This window comes from Gelidibacter sp., assembly GCF_035515035.1.
GTDB lineage: Bacteria > Bacteroidota > Bacteroidia > Flavobacteriales > Flavobacteriaceae > Gelidibacter.
This window is the reverse complement of sequence record NZ_DATJCA010000159.1, coordinates 1-13,643: the sequence shown is the minus strand read 5'-3', so window position 1 is coordinate 13,643 and position 13,643 is coordinate 1. Positions and strand designations below refer to the sequence as shown.

The 13,643-nt window shown below is 37.4% G+C and carries 14 protein-coding genes and 1 other RNA gene; 10 read left to right on the top strand and 5 right to left on the bottom strand.

Annotated features, from left to right (window positions below; genetic code table 11):
• From VLZ86_RS13405 to VLZ86_RS13385, 5 genes are all read left to right on the top strand, one after another.
• The coding region (locus VLZ86_RS13405; RefSeq protein ID WP_325452176.1) for a Na+/H+ antiporter NhaC family protein at nucleotides 1-1,094 on the top strand (1,094 nt) is incomplete at its 5' end.
• A 205-nt stretch (nucleotides 1,095-1,299) separates the two neighbouring features.
• Nucleotides 1,300-1,944, top strand: a complete 645-nt coding sequence (locus VLZ86_RS13400) for a peroxiredoxin (protein WP_325452174.1) — start codon at nucleotides 1,300-1,302, stop codon at nucleotides 1,942-1,944.
• 113 nt (nucleotides 1,945-2,057) lie between these two features.
• Nucleotides 2,058-2,372 carry a thioredoxin family protein gene (locus VLZ86_RS13395; protein ID WP_325452172.1) on the top strand — a complete coding sequence of 105 codons (315 nt, stop codon included), beginning with the start codon at nucleotides 2,058-2,060 and terminating at the stop codon, nucleotides 2,370-2,372.
• Nucleotides 2,353-2,610, top strand: coding sequence for a DUF6952 family protein (locus VLZ86_RS13390; protein ID WP_325452170.1), 258 nt, complete (start codon nucleotides 2,353-2,355; stop codon nucleotides 2,608-2,610). The genes VLZ86_RS13395 and VLZ86_RS13390 overlap by 20 nt, the downstream gene beginning before the upstream one ends.
• A 328-nt stretch (nucleotides 2,611-2,938) precedes the next feature.
• The gene (locus VLZ86_RS13385; protein ID WP_325452168.1) at nucleotides 2,939-3,175 is read left to right on the top strand and encodes a DUF2007 domain-containing protein; all 237 of its coding nucleotides are present in this window, start codon (nucleotides 2,939-2,941) and stop codon (nucleotides 3,173-3,175) included.
• 39 nt (nucleotides 3,176-3,214) lie between these two features.
• Here the strand turns inward: VLZ86_RS13385 and VLZ86_RS13380 are convergent, their stop codons facing one another.
• On the bottom strand, nucleotides 3,215-4,840 hold the full coding sequence (locus VLZ86_RS13380) for an ABC-F family ATP-binding cassette domain-containing protein (protein ID WP_325452166.1): 1,626 nt from the start codon (nucleotides 4,838-4,840) through the stop codon (nucleotides 3,215-3,217).
• Nucleotides 4,841-5,080: 240 nt separating this feature from the next.
• Between VLZ86_RS13380 and VLZ86_RS13375 the strand changes: the two genes are divergently transcribed.
• Nucleotides 5,081-6,508 (top strand): hypothetical protein, encoded by a 1,428-nt coding sequence (locus VLZ86_RS13375; RefSeq protein ID WP_325452164.1) that lies wholly within the window; start codon nucleotides 5,081-5,083, stop codon nucleotides 6,506-6,508.
• A 178-nt stretch (nucleotides 6,509-6,686) separates the two neighbouring features.
• Here VLZ86_RS13375 and fsa read toward each other — a convergent pair whose 3' ends face one another.
• The 3 genes from fsa to ffs all read right to left on the bottom strand — a co-directional run bounded on the left by fsa (nucleotide 6,687) and on the right by ffs (nucleotide 8,514).
• Nucleotides 6,687-7,340: a fructose-6-phosphate aldolase gene (fsa, locus tag VLZ86_RS13370; RefSeq protein WP_325452162.1), complete on the bottom strand. Its 654-nt coding sequence runs from the start codon at nucleotides 7,338-7,340 to the stop codon at nucleotides 6,687-6,689.
• A 115-nt stretch (nucleotides 7,341-7,455) separates the two neighbouring features.
• Nucleotides 7,456-8,259 carry an SDR family oxidoreductase gene (locus tag VLZ86_RS13365; RefSeq protein WP_325452160.1) on the bottom strand — a complete coding sequence of 268 codons (804 nt, stop codon included), beginning with the start codon at nucleotides 8,257-8,259 and terminating at the stop codon, nucleotides 7,456-7,458.
• Between the two features lie 156 nt (nucleotides 8,260-8,415).
• An RNA gene (gene ffs, locus VLZ86_RS13360) (signal recognition particle sRNA small type) lies at nucleotides 8,416-8,514 on the bottom strand.
• 88 nt (nucleotides 8,515-8,602) lie between these two features.
• Here ffs and VLZ86_RS13355 point away from each other — a divergent pair.
• The 4 genes from VLZ86_RS13355 (at nucleotide 8,603) to VLZ86_RS13340 (ending at nucleotide 12,749) form a co-directional block, all read left to right on the top strand.
• Nucleotides 8,603-9,637, top strand: coding sequence for a glutaminyl-peptide cyclotransferase (locus tag VLZ86_RS13355; protein ID WP_325452158.1), 1,035 nt, complete (start codon nucleotides 8,603-8,605; stop codon nucleotides 9,635-9,637).
• A 66-nt stretch (nucleotides 9,638-9,703) separates the two neighbouring features.
• On the top strand, nucleotides 9,704-10,093 hold the full coding sequence (locus tag VLZ86_RS13350) for a thioesterase family protein (protein ID WP_325452156.1): 390 nt from the start codon (nucleotides 9,704-9,706) through the stop codon (nucleotides 10,091-10,093).
• A 92-nt stretch (nucleotides 10,094-10,185) separates the two neighbouring features.
• A complete protein-coding gene (locus VLZ86_RS13345; RefSeq protein WP_325452154.1) occupies nucleotides 10,186-10,938 on the top strand; it encodes a hypothetical protein in 753 nt (250 codons plus the stop codon).
• A gap of 248 nt (nucleotides 10,939-11,186) precedes the next feature.
• Nucleotides 11,187-12,749 carry a right-handed parallel beta-helix repeat-containing protein gene (locus VLZ86_RS13340; RefSeq protein ID WP_325452152.1) on the top strand — a complete coding sequence of 521 codons (1,563 nt, stop codon included), beginning with the start codon at nucleotides 11,187-11,189 and terminating at the stop codon, nucleotides 12,747-12,749.
• Between the two features lie 67 nt (nucleotides 12,750-12,816).
• Here the strand turns inward: VLZ86_RS13340 and glyA are convergent.
• The coding region (gene glyA, locus VLZ86_RS13335; protein WP_325452150.1) for a serine hydroxymethyltransferase at nucleotides 12,817-13,643 on the bottom strand (827 nt) is incomplete at its 5' end.

The following is a 13,643-nucleotide window of genomic DNA, read 5'->3' as shown; positions in this document are numbered from 1 at the left end:
CCTGCGTGATTATCTGTGCCATTATCTCCGTGGCCACCGGAAGTAGCTGGACCACCTCGGCCACTGTTGGGATTGCACTAATTGGCATTGGGCAAGCCTTAGGGGTACATCTTGGGATGACTGCAGGCGCTATTCTTTCTGGAGCCTATTTTGGAGATAAAGTCTCACCCATGAGCGATACCACAAACCTTGCTCCTGCCATGGCCGGAACAGATTTGTTTACCCACATCAAATACATGCTTTATACCACCATACCCACATTAATTATAACCTTGATTGTTTTTATAGTGATCGGTTTAAACATAGACACTACAGGATCAGCAAGTACAGAAGGTATCTTATCGGCGCTCAATTCAGCAATAAACGTAAGCCCTTGGTTGTTTTTGGTTCCCGCCATCGTCATTATTTTAATTGTAAAAAGAACGCCCCCGTTAGTAGCTCTTTTGGCAGGCACCTTATTGGGCGCTGTAGCTGCCCTTATCTTTCAACCCACTATTGTGGCCAACATTGGTGGCGGCACTTCGTTAAATTTTGCCACCGGCTATAAGGGTATTATGGATGCTATTACCGTTGATACCATAATTCCAACGGACAATGAGGCGCTTAAAGGTCTATTCGCCTCTGGGGGAATGACGAGTATGCTAAACACCGTTTGGTTAATTCTTTGTGCCATGGTATTTGGAGGTATTATGGATGCCATTGGGGCTTTGGCCGCCATTAGTAAGGCCCTATTGAAATTGTTCCATACCACTTTCGGACTTTTTGCCAGTACAGTTGCCAGTTGTTTGGCACTGAACCTTACGGCAAGCGATCAATATTTAGCCATAGTAGTACCTGGAAAAATGTACGCACAAGCGTATAAAGATAAAGGTTTGGCGCCTGAAAACCTTTCAAGAACCCTTGAAGACAGTGGTACGGTCACCTCAGTTTTGGTGCCTTGGAATACCTGCGGCGCATATCATAGTGGTGTTTTGGGTGTTGACACGATGCATTATGCTGGGTATGCCATCTTCAATTGGTTAAGCCCATTTATGACTTTATTGTTTGCCGCATTTAGAATAAAAATCAGGCAACTAACTACTGAAAACTCATAATTCCGTAGTTCATATCATGTTTCACGATGCAGTTGTATTTTCTATTCGGGAGAAAGAATTCCATGGTGGATGTTTAAATCTTCCGGTTTTTACTATTCAAAAACCTTATGACAATATAATTTTATATAATCAACACCTATCGTAGTTATCCCAACTATTCCATAGTTTTGTATTAGAAAATAATATTAATCTTAAATTATATACTATGGCATTTGTAGGAAAAAAATTTCCCAATTTAACGGTAAACGCAATGAACGAAATGGGCGAAACTTTCGGCATCAACGTTCTTGAAGAGGCAACAAAAAACAACAAAAAAGTACTTTTATTTTGGTATCCAAAAGATTTCACTTTTGTATGTCCAACAGAATTACATGCTTTCCAAGCTGATCTCGCCGAATTTGAAAAACGTAACACTATTGTTATTGGTGCTTCTTGTGATACTGCAGAAGTTCACTTTGCATGGTTAAGCACGTCAAAAGACAATGGTGGTATTGAAGGTGTAACCTATCCAATTCTGGCAGATTCAAACAGAAACTTAGCTAATGCATTAGATATTTTAGACACGACCAATGAAACTTACGATGAAGAAACTGGTTTTGTAACGGTTGAAGGTGATAATGTCACCTATAGAGCAACTTATATTATTGATGAAGAAGGAACTGTTGTTCATGAAAGCATCAATCACATGCCATTAGGAAGAAACGTGAAGGAATATCTTCGATTGATCGATGCTTACACGCATGTTCAAGAAAAAGGTGAAGTTTGTCCAGCAAACTGGGAAGAAGGTAAAGATGCCATGCAAGCGACCTCTAAAGCCACTGCTGAGTACTTAAAAACGCATTCTAATTAAGCGTTTAAAGTCACCTATTATTAGCAAGAAATAATCAATTACTATTAGAATTGATTTGAAATTAGACTTCCTGTCGGAAGACAGGAAGTTTTATTAACTTAAAATTTAAAATTATGGTAAAAGAATTAGATCAAGATAATTTAGGACAATTGGTAGCAGACAATGAGACTGTGGTTGTTCAATATTCGGCGAGCTGGTGTGGTAATTGTAGAATCATGAAGCCAAGATTTAAAAAGTTGGCCAGTGAGAATGAGAACATGACGTTTGTTATAGCCGATGCCGAAAAGTTTCCAGAGTCAAGAAAATTGGCTACTGTAGACAACTTACCTACGTTTGCGGTTTTCAAGAATGGAACTTTCGTAAATCAAGTTCAAACCAACAAATATGAAGTTTTAAAAGATTTAGTCAATGAAGTTACCAGTAATTAGACACCTTACTCAATTTATTGAGGACAATGACGAAGATTTTGTAATCGAGACCATTGAAACATTGGAGAACCTTACTGAAGTACCTTCCTTAAAAGACGAAGAACTCGATGTTATTGGAGAACTCCTCTCTAATATGTATGGAGCCCTGGAAGTTCATAAAATGATCAAAGAAGGCACTCCACAAAAAGAAGCCTTAAATTCATTTATGTCCCGTGTTATGGGATCCATTGACAAATAAAACATTCGATTGCTTATATAAAAAAACCACTTCAAAACGACGTGGTTTTTTTATGGGCTATTTTCTCTAACTTCCTAAAACTAAAGTGCCCCAATACCTTAAGGTAAACATCTTATACCGTTCCACCAATAAACAAGTTTCCACATAACCCTTTCAGACCAAAGCACAGCGTTATTGCTCAAATCGATACATTTTAAAGTTTAAAATCACTAACGACAAGCGTAACGAAATTGTATTATTTTCCTTAAATAACCATTTTGATTTAGACTGCCCAAATAGGTCGTTTTATGAAGTTAATTTTGTATCTTAATTGTTAATATTTGAAATTATGCTAGACAATGATTACGTGAAAATTTTTTCAGGAACCTTTATTATAGTACAACTGGTTGTGGACCGTTTGGATAGTGTAGGCATCAATGCCATCGTAAAAGATGAATCTGAATCTGCAAGAATGGCAGGATTTGGATCTTCCTTTCAAGGGTTTCAAGAACTTTATGTGTCTAAAGAAGAATTAGACCATGCAATTCCAATTGTAGAAGCCGTAAAAGCAGAACTGGAAGTATAAAAAAAACCCTGAATCGCTTCAGGGTTTATTATGTGGTAACTAGACATTTACTGCATACATCTTCTCTCTATGTTCTTTAATTTTCTTATCGTCCATATACTCATCAAAGCTCATGTAGCGATCAATCACCCCATTTGGTGTGAGCTCAATAATTCGATTTCCAACAGTTTGAGCAAACTCATGGTCATGGGTGGTAAACAAAACGGTGCCCTTAAAGTTTGACAGCGAGTTATTGAATGCGGTAATACTTTCCAGGTCTAAATGGTTGGTAGGTTCATCCAACATTAAAACATTGGCTCTCATCATCATCATTCTACTGAGCATACAACGTACTTTCTCTCCTCCTGATAACACATCTGAAGTTTTTAAAGCTTCTTCCCCACTAAAAATCATTTTCCCCAAAAATCCTCTAATATAAACTTCCTCACGCTCTTCCTCAGTTGTTGCCCATTGGCGCAACCAATCTACAAGGGTCAATTTATTATTAAAAAACTCGCTATTATCCAATGGCAAATAGGATTGTGTGGTTGTTATGCCCCAATTATATTCGCCTTTATCTGCTTTTTCCTTACCATTCAGAATTTGATAAAATGCTGTTGTAGCTCGTGAATCTTTTGAGTAAACGACTACTTTATCACCTTTAGCCAAATTGATGTCCACATTCTTGAACAAAATTTCGCCGTCCATAGACGCTTGAAGTCCGCTAATATTCAATATTTGGTCTCCCGCTTCTCTATCGCGCTCAAAAATAATGGCAGGATAACGACGGCTGGAAGGTTTGATATCTGAAATGTTCAATTTCTCAATCATCTTCTTTCTACTCGTCGCTTGTTTGGATTTGGCAACGTTGGCTGAAAAACGACGTATAAACTCTTCAAGTTCTTTCTTTTTATCTTCAGCCTTTTTGTTTTGTTGTGAACGTTGTCTTGCCGCCAATTGGGAAGATTCATACCAAAACGTATAGTTTCCTGAATAATGGTTGATCTTACCATAATCAATATCAGATATATGGGTACATACCGAATCTAAAAAGTGTCTGTCGTGAGAAACCACAATCACACAATTCTCGTAATTTGCCAAAAAATTCTCCAACCAGGTAATGGTTTCGTAATCCAAATCGTTGGTAGGCTCATCCATAATCAACACATCAGGATTTCCAAATAAAGCTTGCGCCAACAAGACGCGTACTTTTTGTTTTCCGTCCAAATCCTTCATTAAGGTGTAGTGGTATTCTTCTTTAATACCCAAGTTTGACAACATAGCTGCCGCATTACTATCGGCATTCCACCCGTTCATTTCTTCAAATTGCACTTGAAGTTCCCCTATTTTATCTGCGTTCTCATCTGTATAATCGGCATAAAGCGCATCAATTTGGGATTTCAACTTATATAATGGCTTATTCCCCATAATGATAGTTTCCAAAACGGTGTGCTCATCATACAAATTATGATCTTGTTCTAAAACCGACATACGTTTCCCTGGTTCCAAGTGGACATGACCAGAAGTTGGATCCATTTTTCCAGCCAAAATTTTCAAAAAAGTCGACTTTCCAGAACCATTGGCGCCAATAATACCGTAGCAATTACCTTGATTAAAGCTGATATTGACTTCATCAAAAAGGATACGTTTGCCAAACTGAACCGAAAGATTAGAAACTGATAACATTTTATGTATTTTAAATTTGCTGCAAAAGTACCAAAAATGGATCATTTTATGAAACTTAAGTGCCTATATTTAAAGTCTTGCTCAGTTCTGTTCCTTTTCTGATAAAATCAATGTTTATAATAGCTACACATTGCTTGAGGGAGGGGTTCACAAAACATTTAACAGCGCCTTAACAGCTTGATGCACAAACAAGTTTTATTTTTGTTTACAATGCAACCAGCTCCAGTAACCCCTTTGTTTATGAGAATTTATACGATATCATTACTGCTTTTGACAACGCTTTTCAGTTGCAAAAAGGATGCTAATGAGACTAATACCTCTGCCTATTTTGGAGGTGAGATTATCAATCCAACTAATGATTATGTCTTGCTGTTCTCTCCAAATTCCCAAGCAGAAAACTCAGATACACTTTTTCTGAATGCTGAAAATCGATTTTTTACTAAATTAAACCCTTTAAAATCGGGGCTTTACACCTTTATACATGGCGGTCAATATCAAATGGTACTTCTTGAACCAAGCGATAGTGTCATGTTGAGATTGAACACCATCGATTTTGATGAATCCTTGGTATTTACGGGAGAGGGCGCTCGAAAGAATAATTTTTTGATCAAGATTTTTCTTGAAAATGAAGCCGATCAAGCAAATTTTATAAATTTCTCCCAAATGGAACCTGAGAAATTTGAAAACTATATTGACTCTTCAAGGACACAACGATTGACTGGACTTACTGAATTCTCCAACAAACGGAAACTGTCGCCACTTTTTGATAGAGTTGCCAAAACCAGTGTTAATTACAGTTACTACAGCGCCAAAGAAATGTATCCTTTTGCTTATTACGGGTATAAGAATTTAAAGGACTATAAAAATTTACCTTCCGGTTTTTATGATTACCGAAAGGACATTGATTATAATATTGGGTCTTTGGCTGATTTTTTCATTTACAACCGTTTTTTGTATTCTCACTTCAACAATATGGCCTTAGAGGAGTTTTATGCCAACGCACCTGAAGATGCCATTTTCAATAAGAACTCAGTAGTTTACAATTTAGAGAAACTGAAGTTGATGAATGAGCGCATTTCAAACGATACCATAAAAAATAAATTATTGAAAAACACTGCACGTGACTTTATATCGATGTGTGAAGATACCACCGCAGTTAAACAAGTCCTTGCTTCCTATCTACAAAAGACCACCAATGCTGATGATAAAGTCTATATTGAGAGACTATCTAAGGCCATCAACACATTAAAACCAGGTAACATTATTCGGGATGTGGAATTGGTCAACTACAATAACGAGGATCATAAATTTAGCGATTTGATCACACAACCAACAGTCATTTACTTTTGGTCGTCAAATTTAAAAATCCACTATAAGAACAGTCATTATAAAATAAGGGATTTAAAGAAGAAATATCCCAATATCAATTTTATCGCCATTAATATAAATGATAACGATAAAAAATATTGGAAAAGAACGTTAGATGAGTTTAAGTTTCCTGTGGATAGTGAATATCAATTTAAAGATCCTTTTAACGCCAAACAAACTTTAGTGCTCAATACGGTTTATAAGATAATTGTGGTAGATAAGGAGATGCGCATTGTGGACACTTTCTATAATATGTTCCACAGTAAATTTGAAGACAAATTAAAAGAGCTCAACGACTAAATTTTCTCAAATTAGGTTCATAATATTTTTCAATCTTAGATCTTGTAAAAAAGCGGGATTATCCTGGCAGAAATTAAAACATCCATCAAAAGCTAAATCAATTTACTTTTTGTTTTTGGGTTTCAACAAAAAAAGGCTTCATTTCTGAAGCCTCTTTTATTTACTATGTAGAAAGGAATTAGTTTCCTTTGTTATAATCTGCTAAAAATGTCGCTAAGCCAATATCCGTTAAAGGATGTTTTAACAATCCAGTAATAGAACTCAAAGGACCGGTCATCACATCAGCTCCCAATTTTGCACAGTCAATAACGTGCATGGTGTGACGTACCGAGGCTGCTAAAATTTCAGTTTCGAAATCGTAGTTATCATAGATCATTCTAATTTCAGCAATTAGGTTTAAGCCATCCGTAGAAATATCATCCAAACGACCAATAAAAGGAGACACATAAGTTGCACCAGCTTTTGCTGCCAATATGGCCTGACCTGCAGAAAACACCAAGGTCATATTGGTTTTAATGCCTTTATCACTAAAGTATTTACAAGCCTTCACACCATCTTTAATCATAGGTAATTTAACCACAATCTGTTCGTGAAGATCAGCCAAAGCTTCGCCCTCTCTAACCATGCCTTCAAAATCTGTAGCAATAACCTCAGCACTCACATCGCCATCTACCAAATTGCAAATGTTGACATAATGCTTCATAATATTGTCCGTGCCTGTAATGCCTTCCTTAGCCATCAACGACGGATTGGTAGTGACACCATCTAAAATACCCATGTCTTGGGCTTCCTTAATTTGCTCTAAATTAGCAGTATCAATAAAAAATTTCATAAATAATAGGGTATATAAAGTTGTGTTTTAAAGTGGCGCAAAGTTACGATTAATAACAAAGATGTGGCTGGAATTTTAATGAAAACATATCAACATCCCAACTACCAAAGAATCCTTAAAGGTTATAATGCTTCATCAACATTTTTTCATAGACCTTATCAGGCAAAATTCGTTTTAGGAGGATGGAAAACTTTTGCATGAACTCCCCTACCTTATAATGCACTTTTGGATTTTGTGTGTTGATGATTTTATAGATGGCAGAGGCCATTATCTGGGGATCCTTCCCTTCAGAGACATGTGCATTCATAAGATCTAAAGTATCTCCGTAGGTTTTTTTGTATGGCGAAACGTCCAAAACAGGGGCATGATATCGTCCCGCAGCAATATTGGTTGCAAAATCGCCTGGAGCCACATTGGTCATCTGAATATTGAAATCCTTGATTTCCATTCTGAAAGCTTCCGTTAACAGTTCCAAAGCCCCCTTACTTGCGCTGTAAACCCCTCTGTAGGGCAAGCCCATATAGCCTGCAATAGACGTGATGTTAATGATAAGCCCGGATTTTTGCGCTCTCATTTGTGGCAGAACGGCTTTTATTACCCGAATGGGACCGAAAAAATTAGTTTCAAAATTACGTTGGATTTCAGCATCGGGAATTTCTTCAATGGGACCTGTAATTCCTGCACCTGCATTGTTGATCAATACATCTATACGTCCGTGCTGAGAGATGACCGTTTTAATTGCTTCTTCTATAGAATCTACATCAGACACATCAAGCCTGACTAGATGGAATTTACTGTCTGTATAACGTTTAGGATTTCTGCTGGTTCCGTAAATGGTAAAGCCTTTCTGGGTCAAAAATTCACCAATGGACTTGCCAATTCCTGAAGAACCTCCTGTAATCAATACAACTTTAGACATACTCGTGTAGGGTTAACAATGAAAAATTAAGATTATTTAATGTTTCAAAAATACGATATAATCTAAGGTTAGAATGAAATTGAAACTGAAAAGGAAGTGACTAATGAGAATGTAAGAAGTTGAAGTTGGAAATTCTCACCTTCGTGGGAATAAAAAAAAAGGCAAGCTACCTACATCACACCGCTACGACCACTTACCTTTGCTGCGTTCCCGCCCTGGAGGATTCAGCAGGAGCTGGTTGTGTAGGACTTGCCAACTGCAAAGATACAAACTTTTACTACTTTTGCAATCATTTTCAAAACTGAATTTATTTAAATATCTTGCTTAAAAATATATCATCGCTATGTCTTCAACTAAACTTTTTATAATCACTGTTTTAAGCTTTTCACTCTGGACTTGTGGTGACAATCCTAATGGTAAAAAAAGTAGTTTTTCCATTACCACTGACGCCAAGAACAATACTATTGCCCTTGGAGAAACCATTAAACTCTCCATAGAAAACCCGAAAAGCAAAACGATCAATGGGATCACTTACAAAATTAATTCCCGTGAGATTGATGAAGTTTTTGATGCTACGGATATGCCACTTGGCGTCCACACCATCACCGCCACAGTTACTTCTGATGGAACTGCTGAAGAGACCTCCACCACCTTGACCATATTAAACAACGTTGCTCCAAAAATATACAGTTATAAAATTCTGAATGAATATCCACATGATATCACCTCCTACACTCAAGGATTGGAGTTCCATGATGGTGTTTTGTATGAGAGCACCGGACAATACGGTAAATCCAAACTTAGAAAAGTGAATTATAAAACGGGTGAAGTTCTTAAAAATATCAATTTAGGCACTCAATACTTTGGAGAAGGCCTAACGATCTTGAACAACAACATTTACCAACTGACCTGGAAAGAAAATATCGGATTTATCTATAGTCTGGATACATTTGAAAAAACCGGCAGTTTCAATTACGGAAAAAGCAAGGAAGGATGGGGTTTATGCAACGACGGAAAGGTGATCTTTAAAACCGATGGCACCAACAAAGTATGGAAACTCAACCCAGAGACACTTGCGGAAGACGATTATATCCAAATATATACCAACACAGGTAAAATTGATAGCTTGAATGAATTGGAATATATAGAAGGAAAAATATACGCCAATATTTACCAACGTAATGGTGTTTTGATTATCAATCCTGAAAATGGCGCCGTAGAGGGAGTGATCGACTTTTCACCACTACAGAAACTGGTCAAACAGCATCCAAGCTTAGATGTTTTAAATGGGATAGCATATAATCCTGACACCAAAACCATTTTTGTGACAGGGAAAGAGTGGGACAAACTATTTGAAGTGGAAGTCTTTGTGAAATAAAAACTTTATTGGGAAAATACACCGAAGTACAAATGGGATAATCCAAATCAGAATAAAACATTATATATGCAAACCTTCGAAATACATATTATTGTAAGCCAAGATGATTTGGACAACCTCAACCACGTCAATAATGTACGCTATGTGCAATGGGTGCAAGATGTTGCGGAACAACATTGGCATGCGAAAGCTACAAAAGACATGTTATCGGAATATTTCTGGGTCCTTCTCAAGCATACTATTGAATACAAAAATCCAGCTGTTTTGGGCGATGTACTCAAACTTAAAACCTACATCAACGAATCAGGTGGGGTCACCTGCATTAGAACGGTTGAGATTTACAATAAAAACACCAACAAACTGTTAGCCTCATCTGAAACGAAATGGTGTCTTGTTTCCCAAGAAAACATGAAACCCGCTCGGATAACCGAAGAAATTAGAACCCTGTTTAGTTAAAGTAAAATTAAAATGCTTGTTAAAGTCTCTTAACACCTCCCATTTAAAAAACTATATTGGTTTAATTTGATGGTAATCAATCTCTTTGCTTAGTGACTAAAATTACCTTCCTTTTATGTCTTTGCTCCACAGTGATGCTCTCCCAGAATATCACCGGAACACTTTACGATGCTGAAGCACCAATAGCCGGAGCCAAAATAATGAATGTCACCTCAAAAAGCATCACTTCAACTGATGGTAGCGGAACCTTTAAAATTTACGCACAAATCAATGACAGCCTGATTTTCAGTTCGCTGTTCCATCGTACCAAACAACTGGTGGTAACGGAGTCACATCTTAAGGAAACACAGGTTTTTGAACTCATGAAAGTTGTAAATGAACTGGATGAAGTACAGGTTCAAGGTGCCGTTACTGCTAAAGAAATGGATGAAAAAGAAGAGACAAAAAAAGTCAACAAGCAATTTAAAACCGATGTTGAAAAAAACCCCCACTTATATAGAAGACCTAATACAAACAGTGGTCCCATTGACCTTTTGGAAATTGGAAGACGCGTTGGAAAACTCTTCAAAAGGAAAACCCCCAAAGAACAACAAACAGTCGAAACTCTGCTCACCGCAGCAGATTTTAATAAATTATTCAATTCAGACAAATTCTTTAATGACACCTTTTTAGTGTTGGATTTGAGCATCACCAAAGACTATAAACATCTCTTTTTTGGCTACTGTGAGACCAAGAACATATCCTCTTCACTTTTACACAACGACAATAAAATTTATCTTATTGACAAGTTTTTGGATTATAGTGAAGAGTTTCGGACCCTTTTAAATGAAAGCCAAAAACAATGAATCAACAACCTAAGGTCCTGTCTGATCGGCATGGGCGGGCAAGAGGACGAGGTATTCAAATGCCAGGAAAAAACCATATTCCCTGTCTGCCAACGGGTGGGCAAATTCTAAATAAATCAAAATGAGATACCCGCGGAAGTTAAAATGTGAAAAAGGATTACCCCCGGTGGGAATTAAATAAGCGGTTCATATGAATTCATAATTTCAAAAGTCATATTTTTGAATCTCAATATGAATTGCTTACGATAATGAAAAGAAGCTTTTATTTTATTCTTACTATTTCTACTTTGATCTTATGGAGCTCCTGCCGAAAAGATTTTGATTTTGACCCAAGTGATGGCTCGTTGACCTTTTCAAAGGATACTGTGTATTTAGATACCGTATTTACCAATATTGGATCAAGCACCTATAATTTGAAGGTTTATAACCGAAGCAACAAAGACATCTCCATCCCTACCCTACGCTTAAGCCAAGGTCAAGCCTCCAACTACCGCCTCAATGTAGATGGGATGTCAGGAAAGGAGTTCGAGAATGTGGAGATATTGGCAAAAGACAGTATGTATATTTTTATTGAGACCACTTTTGATATTCAAAACGTTGTGACTGCCAATAACCAGTTTTTATATACCGATGTCATTGAATTTGACAGTGGAGCCAACTTACAAAAAGTGAATTTGGTGACCTTGGTTAAGGATGCTGTTTTTATTTATCCAAACCGAGATGCTCAAGGCATCATTGAAACATTGACATTTGATGTGGATGGTGATGGCAATGCTGATGAAACTAACGTTCAAGGACGATTTTTAACCGATGCTGAATTGACTTTTACAAAAGACAAACCTTACGTTATTTATGGGTATGCAGCCGTTGGCGAAAATAAAACCTTAACCATAGACGCTGGAGCACGTGTGCATTTCCATTCGAATTCTGGGTTATTCGTAACCAATAATGCCTCCTTAAAAGTCAATGGGCAGTTCAGTCCCGATCCAACCACCATGGCCAACGAGGTCATTTTTGAAAGCGATAGATTGGAGCCGTTGTTCGATAATATTCCGGGACAATGGGGAACTATTTGGTTATTCCAAGGGAGTAAGGAAAATGTTATCAACTTTGCAACGGTAAAAAATGCCACTATTGGTATTTTGGCAGAAAACAATCCCACTACTGCCACTCCAAAATTAACGATCAAAAATTCCAAAATATATAATTCCAGTAATTTCGGAATTCTGGGACGCGCCACTTCCATTACTGCAGAAAACGTGGTGTTAAACAATGCAGGACAAGCGGCTTTCGCAGGTACTTATGGCGGCACATATAACTTTACCCATTGTACCATTGCCAATTATTGGTCCAACAGCTTTAGGCAATTCCCAGCACTATATCTTAATAATTTCTTGACTTTGGAAGACGGCACTGTGGTCACCAATGCGTTGACTGCGGCCAATTTCAACAACTGTATTATTTATGGCAATGACAATCCGGAATTTCTTGTAGAGGAAGAAGAAGGCGCTGCTTTCAACTTTAAATTTACCAATTGTTTAATCAGGTTTGATGATTCCAACAACAAATTTGGATCCGATCCAAATTACGATTTTGACAATTTAGCTTTATATCAAAACATAGTATTCAACCAAGAACCTGACTTTATGGATACTTCTAAAAACAAGTTGATCATCGGAAATGAATCCGCTGCTATCGGTGTTATTGGAAACAATCCGTTTTCAAATTCAGTACCGTTTGATATTTTGAATAAATCACGCACGGCAGCTCCTGATCTGGGGGCTTACCAACATGTGGTTTTTGAAGACTAGTTACTAATAAAAAAACCTGACAGGTTTTAAAAAACTGTCAGGTTTGCTAGTGAATTGTAGAAGTTAATTACGAAAACAAAGGTTTCCCTTTCATCATTGTATTTACTTTTTCGGCTACAACATCCAATTTCGCTTCATTATCATGGTTGCTCAAGACCTCATCAATCAAATCAACAATGGTTGACATATCCGCTTCTTTCAAACCTCTCGTCGTAACGGCTGCAGTTCCAATTCTGATCCCCGAGGTTACAAACGGCGATTTATCGTCAAAAGGCACCATGTTTTTGTTTACTGTAATATCTGCTTTCGTCAAGGCTTCTTCAGCAACTTTACCGGTCAAGTTTTTATTTCTCAAATCAATCAACATCATGTGATTATCCGTTCCACCTGAAATAATATGGTAATCCTTTGCAACAAAAGCTTGTGCCATAGCAGCGGCATTATTTTTAACCTGTAACATATAATGCATAAAATCATCGGTCAGTGCCTCACCAAAGGCAATGGCTTTAGCGGCAATAATATGCTCCAATGGTCCACCTTGGTTTCCTGGAAACACTCCAGAATCCAATAAAGAAGACATCATTCTTAAACTTCCTTTAGGAGTTTTCATCCCAAACGGGTTTTCAAAATCTTTCCCCATCATGATCATCCCTCCTCTTGGACCTCTTAAGGTTTTATGTGTGGTTGTGGTCACAATATGGCAATGTGGCATTGGGTCATTCAAAATACCTTTGGCAATCAATCCTGCCGGGTGGGCAATATCTGCCATCAATATAGCACCAACCTTATCGGCAACCTGTCTGAACGCTTTAAAATCCATATCGCGTGAATAGGCTGAGGCACCAGCAATGATCATCTTTGGTTTTTCCTTTTTAGCCGTATCTTCCAAATGAT

Excerpts from the sequence above, each read along its gene's own strand:
- VLZ86_RS13340 (WP_325452152.1), top strand. The coding sequence starts at position 11,187 with ATGAAAAGAAGCTTTTATTTTATTCTTACTATTTCTACTTTGATCTTA.
- VLZ86_RS13400 (WP_325452174.1), top strand. The coding sequence starts at position 1,300 with ATGGCATTTGTAGGAAAAAAATTTCCCAATTTAACGGTAAACGCAATG.
- VLZ86_RS13375 (WP_325452164.1), top strand. The coding sequence starts at position 5,081 with ATGAGAATTTATACGATATCATTACTGCTTTTGACAACGCTTTTCAGT.
- fsa (WP_325452162.1), bottom strand. The coding sequence starts at position 7,340 with ATGAAATTTTTTATTGATACTGCTAATTTAGAGCAAATTAAGGAAGCC.
- VLZ86_RS13350 (WP_325452156.1), top strand. The coding sequence starts at position 9,704 with ATGCAAACCTTCGAAATACATATTATTGTAAGCCAAGATGATTTGGAC.
- VLZ86_RS13385 (WP_325452168.1), top strand. The coding sequence starts at position 2,939 with ATGCTAGACAATGATTACGTGAAAATTTTTTCAGGAACCTTTATTATA.
- VLZ86_RS13395 (WP_325452172.1), top strand. The coding sequence starts at position 2,058 with ATGGTAAAAGAATTAGATCAAGATAATTTAGGACAATTGGTAGCAGAC.
- VLZ86_RS13365 (WP_325452160.1), bottom strand. The coding sequence starts at position 8,259 with ATGTCTAAAGTTGTATTGATTACAGGAGGTTCTTCAGGAATTGGCAAG.
- VLZ86_RS13380 (WP_325452166.1), bottom strand. The coding sequence starts at position 4,840 with ATGTTATCAGTTTCTAATCTTTCGGTTCAGTTTGGCAAACGTATCCTT.
- VLZ86_RS13355 (WP_325452158.1), top strand. The coding sequence starts at position 8,603 with ATGTCTTCAACTAAACTTTTTATAATCACTGTTTTAAGCTTTTCACTC.
- VLZ86_RS13390 (WP_325452170.1), top strand. The coding sequence starts at position 2,353 with ATGAAGTTACCAGTAATTAGACACCTTACTCAATTTATTGAGGACAAT.